Annotated in this window: 3 protein-coding genes and 2 rRNA genes (1 of these 5 running past the window's edge); all 5 read right to left on the bottom strand. The window is 66.7% G+C overall.

The genetic code is table 11. The features are described from left to right. Positions 1-408 (bottom strand): OB-fold nucleic acid binding domain-containing protein, encoded by a 408-nt coding sequence (locus OG556_RS11160; protein ID WP_063347599.1) that lies wholly within the window; start codon positions 406-408, stop codon positions 1-3. Between the two features lie 66 nt (positions 409-474). Continuing rightward, the gene (locus tag OG556_RS11165; RefSeq protein WP_033351413.1) at positions 475-1155 is read right to left on the bottom strand and encodes a response regulator; all 681 of its coding nucleotides are present in this window, start codon (positions 1153-1155) and stop codon (positions 475-477) included. A gap of 125 nt (positions 1156-1280) precedes the next feature. Beyond that, positions 1281-3869, bottom strand: coding sequence for an ATP-binding protein (locus OG556_RS11170; protein WP_371516962.1), 2589 nt, complete (start codon positions 3867-3869; stop codon positions 1281-1283). Positions 3870-4109: 240 nt separating this feature from the next. Continuing rightward, positions 4110-4226: ribosomal RNA gene (gene rrf, locus OG556_RS11175) — 5S ribosomal RNA — on the bottom strand. 87 nt (positions 4227-4313) lie between these two features. Beyond that, positions 4314-6723: ribosomal RNA gene (locus tag OG556_RS11180) — 23S ribosomal RNA — on the bottom strand (it continues 710 nt past the right edge of the window).

Here is a 6723-nt window from a genome sequence, read left to right on the forward strand (position 1 = left end):
TCATTCGCTCCCGTGTCCGACCGGACGCAGCTCATAGCGGGGGTTGAACAGCACGCGGCGCCCGCGTGCGTGGCTGATCCGGCCGCTGGCGACGAGCCGGCGGCCCGGCTCTATGCCCGCGATCGAGCGGCGGCCGAGCCAGACCACGTCCAGCGCCTCCGTACCGTCGAAGAGTTCGGCCTCCAGGGCCGGCACCCCGGCCCGCGGGCGGAGCGTCACCGTGCGCAGCGTGCCCGCGACGGTGACCAGCTCGCGGTCCGCGCAGCCGGCGATCGGCGTGCAGCCCGACTCCGCCGCGCTCTCCTGGCGCAGCTCCTCGGCCTGCAGCTCCTCGGCCGAGGAGGTCAGCCGGCTGAGCATGCGGCGGAAGCGCCCCTGCGGCTGGTCGCTGCTGTTGTCACCACTCATGCCGGAAGGGTACCGGTTTCCGCGCCCCCGGCGGCAGGCCGTACGACCACCGGGGGCGTCCCGGGGTCAGCTCTCGAAGCGGTAGCCCATGCCCGGTTCGGTGATGAAGTGGCGCGGGTGCGAGGGGTCGCGCTCCAGCTTGCGGCGCAGTTGGGCGAGGTAGACCCGCAGGTAGTTGGTCTCGGTGCGGTAGGCGGGGCCCCACACCTCCTGGAGCAGCTGGGTCTGGCTGACCAGCCGGCCGGCGTTGCGGACCAGCACCTCCAGCAGGTGCCACTCGGTCGGGGTGAGGCGGACGTCGGTGCCGTCCCGGTTGACCTTCTTGGCGGCGAGGTCGACGGTGAAGCTCTCGGTGACGACCAGCGAGTCGTCCTCGCCCGCGACCGGTTCGGCGCGGCGCACGGCGGCGCGCATCCGGGCGAGCAGCTCGTCCATGCCGAACGGCTTGGTGACGTAGTCGTCGGCGCCGGCGTCCAGGGCCTCGACCTTCTCGTCGGAGGCGTGCCGGGCCGACAGCACGATGATCGGCACCCGGGTCCAGCCGCGCAGGCCGCGGATCACCTCGACGCCGTCCATGTCGGGCAGGCCCAGGTCGAGGACGACGACGTCGGGATGGCGGGCGGCGGCCAGTTCCAGGGCGCTCGCGCCGTCATGGGCCGCGTCGACCTCGTACTTGCGGGCCTTGAGGTTGATCACCAGCGCGCGGACGATCTGCGGTTCGTCGTCCACGACGAGGACCCGGGTCATTTACGGGCTCCGCCTTTCAGGGCTGTCGGACTTACGGACTGTGGGACTTACGGGCTATGGGACTTGCTGAACATACGACGTGCGGAAGCGAGGAACGACAGGCCGGAGCGGCCGGCCACCGGCCGTCACGTGATCAGCCGCGACAGCGGATCGTGCCCGTCGCCGGCCGTCTCCCCCGGTTCCGGCGGCCGCTCGGCGGCGGGCAGGCTGACGACCATGGTGAGGCCGCCACCGGGGGTGTCCTCGGCGGTGACGGTACCGTCCATCGCCTCGACGAAGCCGCGCGCCACCGCGAGCCCGAGGCCCACCCCGGCGCCGCGCGGCGCGTCCCCGTAGCGCTGGAACGGCGCGAAGATCCGCTCCTTGGCGTCCTCGGGCACGCCCGGGCCGCGGTCCACGATCCGCAGCTCGACCCGCCCGGAACCGCCCGGCTGACGCAGCGCGTCGGCCTTGACCAGCACCTTGACGCCGTCCGGGCTGTACTTGACGGCGTTCTCGACCAGGTTGGCCAGCGAACGCTCCAGCAGGCCGCCGTCGGCCCGGATCATCGGCAGCGTTTCCGGGACGTCGAGGCGCACCGACTCGGGCGGCACCCCGCCGAGGGCGAACGGCACCACCTCGTCCAGGTCGGTCTCCTGGATCAGCGGGGTGACGGTGCCGGTCTGCAACCGGCTCATGTCCAGCAGGTTGTTGATCAGGTGGTCGAGCCGGTCGGCCCCGGCCTCGATGCCGGCCAGCAGCTCCGCCTCGTCCTCCGGCGCCCACTCGACGTCGGCCGCCCGCAACGAGGTGACGGACGCCTTGATCCCCGCCAGCGGGGTGCGCAGGTCGTGCGAGACCGCCGCCAGCAGGGCGGTGCGGATCCGGTTGCCCTCCGCCTCCCGGCGGGCCGCCGCGGCCTCCCGGGCCAGCCGGCGGCGCTCCAGCACCACGGCCGCCTGCGCGGCGAACGCCCCGAGCAGGCGCCGGTCCGCCCCCGGCAGCACCCGGCCGCGCAGCACCAGCGCCAGGCTGTCGCCGACCGGCACGTCCACGTCGGCCTCCTCCGGCCGCTCCGGCGGGCGCGGCCCGGCGGTGGCGACCGGCACCCAGGCGCCGAGCGGCTCCGGACGCTCCAGCAGCGCGGCGCTCTCCTGCCCGAAGGTCTCCCGGACCTGCTCCATCAGCGCGGTCAGCACCCCGTCCCCGTTCGGCGCGCCGCGCAGCACGGTGCCGGCCAGCGCGCTGAGCGTCTGCGCCTCCGTCTGGCTGCGGGCCGCCTGGTGGGTGCGCCGGGCCGCCAGGTCGACCACGGAGGCGACCGAGATGCCGACCACCGTGAATATCGCCACCGCCATGATGTTCTGCGGCTCGTTGATCGTGAAGGTGTGGATCGGCGGCGTGAAGTAGTAGTTCAGCACCGACGAGGCGACCAGCGCCGACCCGATCGCCGGCAGCAACCCGCCGACCAGCGCCGCGCACACCGTCAGCGACAGGAACAGCAGCATGTCGGTCGACAGGCCCAGCCCGCCGATCGCGGTCAGCACCAGCGCCAGCACCGGCGGACCCGCCAGCCCGATCAGCCAGCCCGCGATGGTGCGGGGGCGGCCCAGGTCGGTGATCCGGCGCACCGGCACCCGCCCGCGTCCGTGCCCGGCGTGCTCGTGGGTGACCATGTGGATGTCGATGTCACCGGCCTCCCGGGTCACCGTGGTGCCGACGCCCGGCCCGTAGAGGTACTGCCAGGCCGGCCGGCGGCTGGTGCCCAGCACGATCTGGGTCGCGTTCACGCCCCGGGCGAAGTCCAGCAGCCCGGCGGCCGGGTCGTCGCCGAGGACGGCGTGGAAGGAGCCGCCGAGGCTCTCCACCAGGGCCCGCTGCTCGATCAGCGTCTGCGGGGAGCCGGTGCCCGAGAGCCCGTCCGAGCGGGAGATGTGGACGGCGAGGAGTTCGCCGCCGGAGACACGGGCCGCGATCCGGGCCGCCCGCCGGATCAGCGTCGCCCCCTCGGGGCCGCCGGTCAGGCCCACCACGATCCGCTCCCGGGCCTGCCAGGTGCCCTCGATGCCCTGCTCGGCCCGGTACTTCTGCAGGTACTCGTCGACCCGGTCGGCGGTCCACAACAGCGCCAGCTCGCGCAGCGCGGTCAGGTTGCCCGGGCGGAAGTAGTTGGCCAGGGCCGCGTCTATCTTCTCCGGCGCGTACACGTTGCCGTGCGCCAGCCGCCGCCGCAGCGCCTGCGGCGACATGTCGACCAGCTCGATCTGGTCGGCCCGGCGCACCACCGCGTCCGGCACGGTCTCGCGCTGGCGCACCCCCGTGATGCCCTCGACGGCGTCGCCGAGCGACTCCAGGTGCTGGATGTTGACGGTGGAGATCACGTCGATCCCGGCCGCGAGCAGTTCCTCGACGTCCTGCCAGCGCTTGGCGTTGCGGCAGCCGGGGATGTTGGTGTGCGGCAGCTCGTCCACCAGCGCCACCTGCGGGCGGCGGGCGAGGACGGCGTCCACGTCCATCTCGGTGAACGCGGCCTCCCGGTGCACCAGCTGCCGGCGCGGCACGACCTCCAGCCCGTCGACGAGCTCCGCGGTGAGCCGCCGGCCGTGATCCTCCACGAACGCCACCACGACGTCCGTGCCACGCTGCTGTCGCCGGTGCGCCTCGGCGAGCATGGCGTACGTCTTGCCGACCCCGGGGGCCGCCCCAAGGTAGATGCGCAGCCTGCCTCGTCCCATGAGCACCATTCTTGATCCGGCTCTGCCCCGGGGCCACCCCCGGACACCTGTTCCCCTTCCCTTCGAGACTACGGCGTGAGCGGCGATTTTCCGCTGATCAGTGGACTGATCATGCGGTTTTAGCGACATATTGACGGCGTCCGCCCCCTCGGCCGGGCCGGCGTGAAAGCCTTCTGCCCTGTCTCCGGGAAATGCAAAAAGACCCCCTCCCGGACGGGAGGGGGTCTTTTCGGAATAATTGTTCGGCGGCGTCCTACTCTCCCACAGGGTCCCCCCTGCAGTACCATCGGCGCTGTAAGGCTTAGCTTCCGGGTTCGGAATGTAACCGGGCGTTTCCCTCACGCTATGACCACCGAAACACTATGAAACTGTCAACCGCACCAACCCCGTGACCAAACGGGTTGGGGTCGTTGTTTCAGAACAACACAGTGGACGCGAGCAACTGAGGACAAGCCCTCGGCCTATTAGTACCGGTCAACTCCACCCCTCACAGGGCTTCCATATCCGGCCTATCAACCCAGTCGTCTACTGGGAGCCTTACCCTCTCAAGGAGGTGGGAGTGCTCATCTCGAAGCAGGCTTCCCGCTTAGATGCTTTCAGCGGTTATCCCTCCCGAACGTAGCCAACCAGCCATGCCCTTGGCAGGACAACTGGCACACCAGAGGTTCGTCCGTCCCGGTCCTCTCGTACTAGGGACAGCCCTTCTCAACACTCCTACGCGCACAGCGGATAGGGACCGAACTGTCTCACGACGTTCTAAACCCAGCTCGCGTACCGCTTTAATGGGCGAACAGCCCAACCCTTGGGACCTACTCCAGCCCCAGGATGCGACGAGCCGACATCGAGGTGCCAAACCATCCCGTCGATATGGACTCTTGGGGAAGATCAGCCTGTTATCCCCGGGGTACCTTTTATCCGTTGAGCGACGGCGCTTCCACAAGCCACCGCCGGATCACTAGTCCCTACTTTCGTACCTGCTCGACCCGTCAGTCTCACAGTCAAGCTCCCTTGTGCACTTACACTCAACACCTGATTGCCAACCAGGCTGAGGGAACCTTTGGGCGCCTCCGTTACTCTTTAGGAGGCAACCGCCCCAGTTAAACTACCCACCAGACACTGTCCCTGATCCGGATCACGGACCCAGGTTAGACATCCAGCACGACCAGAGTGGTATTTCAACGACGACTCCACAACAACTGGCGTTGCTGCTTCAAAGTCTCCCACCTATCCTACACAAGCCGAACCGAACACCAATATCAAGCTATAGTAAAGGTCCCGGGGTCTTTCCGTCCTGCTGCGCGAAACGAGCATCTTTACTCGTAATGCAATTTCACCGGGCCTATGGTTGAGACAGTCGAGAAGTCGTTACGCCATTCGTGCAGGTCGGAACTTACCCGACAAGGAATTTCGCTACCTTAGGATGGTTATAGTTACCACCGCCGTTTACTGGCGCTTAAGTTCTCAGCTTCGCCTGGAAGAATCCAAGCTAACCGGTCCCCTTAACGTTCCAGCACCGGGCAGGCGTCAGTCCGTATACATCGCCTTACGGCTTCGCACGGACCTGTGTTTTTAGTAAACAGTCGCTTCTCGCTGGTCTCTGCGGCCACCCCCAGCTCTGGCAGCAAGTGCCGTCACCAGGAATGGCCCCCTTCTCCCGAAGTTACGGGGGCATTTTGCCGAGTTCCTTAACCATAGTTCACCCGAACGCCTCGGTATTCTCTACCTGACCACCTGAGTCGGTTTGGGGTACGGGCCGCCATGAAACTCGCTAGAGGCTTTTCTCGACAGCATAGGATCATCCACTTCACCACAATCGGCTCGGCATCAGGTCTCAGACTATGTGAACGGCGGATTTGCCTACCGTTCGTCCTACACCCTTACCCCGGGACAACCACCGCCCGGGCTGGACTACCTTCCTGCGTCACCCCATCGCTCACCTACTACAGACTTGGTTCAGCGGCTCCACCACGTCCCATTGTCCGAAGACTCCGGGCCGGCTTCACGGCCTTAGCATCACCTGGTTCAGCGTTGGCGCTTCAAAGCGGGTACGGGAATATCAACCCGTTGTCCATCGACTACGCCTGTCGGCCTCGCCTTAGGTCCCGACTTACCCTGGGCAGATCAGCTTGACCCAGGAACCCTTGGTCAATCGGCGCAAGAGTTTCCCACTCTTGTATCGCTACTCATGCCTGCATTCTCACTCGTATACCGTCCACGACTGGTTTCCACCGCCGCTTCACCCGGCACACGACGCTCCCCTACCCATCACAGCAGGCGTTGGCCCTTCATGCTGCAATGACACGACTTCGGTGATGTGCTTGAGCCCCGCTACATTGTCGGCGCGGAATCACTTGACCAGTGAGCTATTACGCACTCTTTCAAGGGTGGCTGCTTCTAAGCCAACCTCCTGGTTGTCTCTGCGACTCCACATCCTTTCCCACTTAGCACACGCTTAGGGACCTTAGTCGGTGTTCTGGGCTGTTTCCCTCTCGACCATGGAGCTTATCCCCCACAGTCTCACTGCCACGCTCTCACTTACCGGCATTCGGAGTTTGGCTAAGGTCAGTAACCCGGTAAGGCCCATCGCCTATCCAGTGCTCTACCTCCGGCAAGAAACACGTGACGCTGCACCTAAATGCATTTCGGGGAGAACCAGCTATAACGGAGTTTGATTGGCCTTTCACCCCTAACCACAGGTCATCCCCCAGGTTTTCAACCCTGGTGGGTTCGGTCCTCCACACGGTCTTACCCGCGCTTCAACCTGCCCATGGCTAGATCACTCCGCTTCGGGTCTTGGGCATGCAACTCAACCGCCCTATTCGGACTCGCTTTCGCTACGGCTACCCCACACGGG

This window comes from Kitasatospora sp. NBC_01300 (genome assembly GCF_041435235.1).
In the GTDB taxonomy this organism is placed as follows: Bacteria; Actinomycetota; Actinomycetes; order Streptomycetales; family Streptomycetaceae; genus Kitasatospora.

Excerpts from the sequence above, each read along its gene's own strand:
- OG556_RS11170 (WP_371516962.1), bottom strand. The coding sequence starts at position 3,869 with ATGGGACGAGGCAGGCTGCGCATCTACCTTGGGGCGGCCCCCGGGGTC.
- OG556_RS11165 (WP_033351413.1), bottom strand. The coding sequence starts at position 1,155 with ATGACCCGGGTCCTCGTCGTGGACGACGAACCGCAGATCGTCCGCGCG.
- OG556_RS11160 (WP_063347599.1), bottom strand. The coding sequence starts at position 408 with ATGAGTGGTGACAACAGCAGCGACCAGCCGCAGGGGCGCTTCCGCCGC.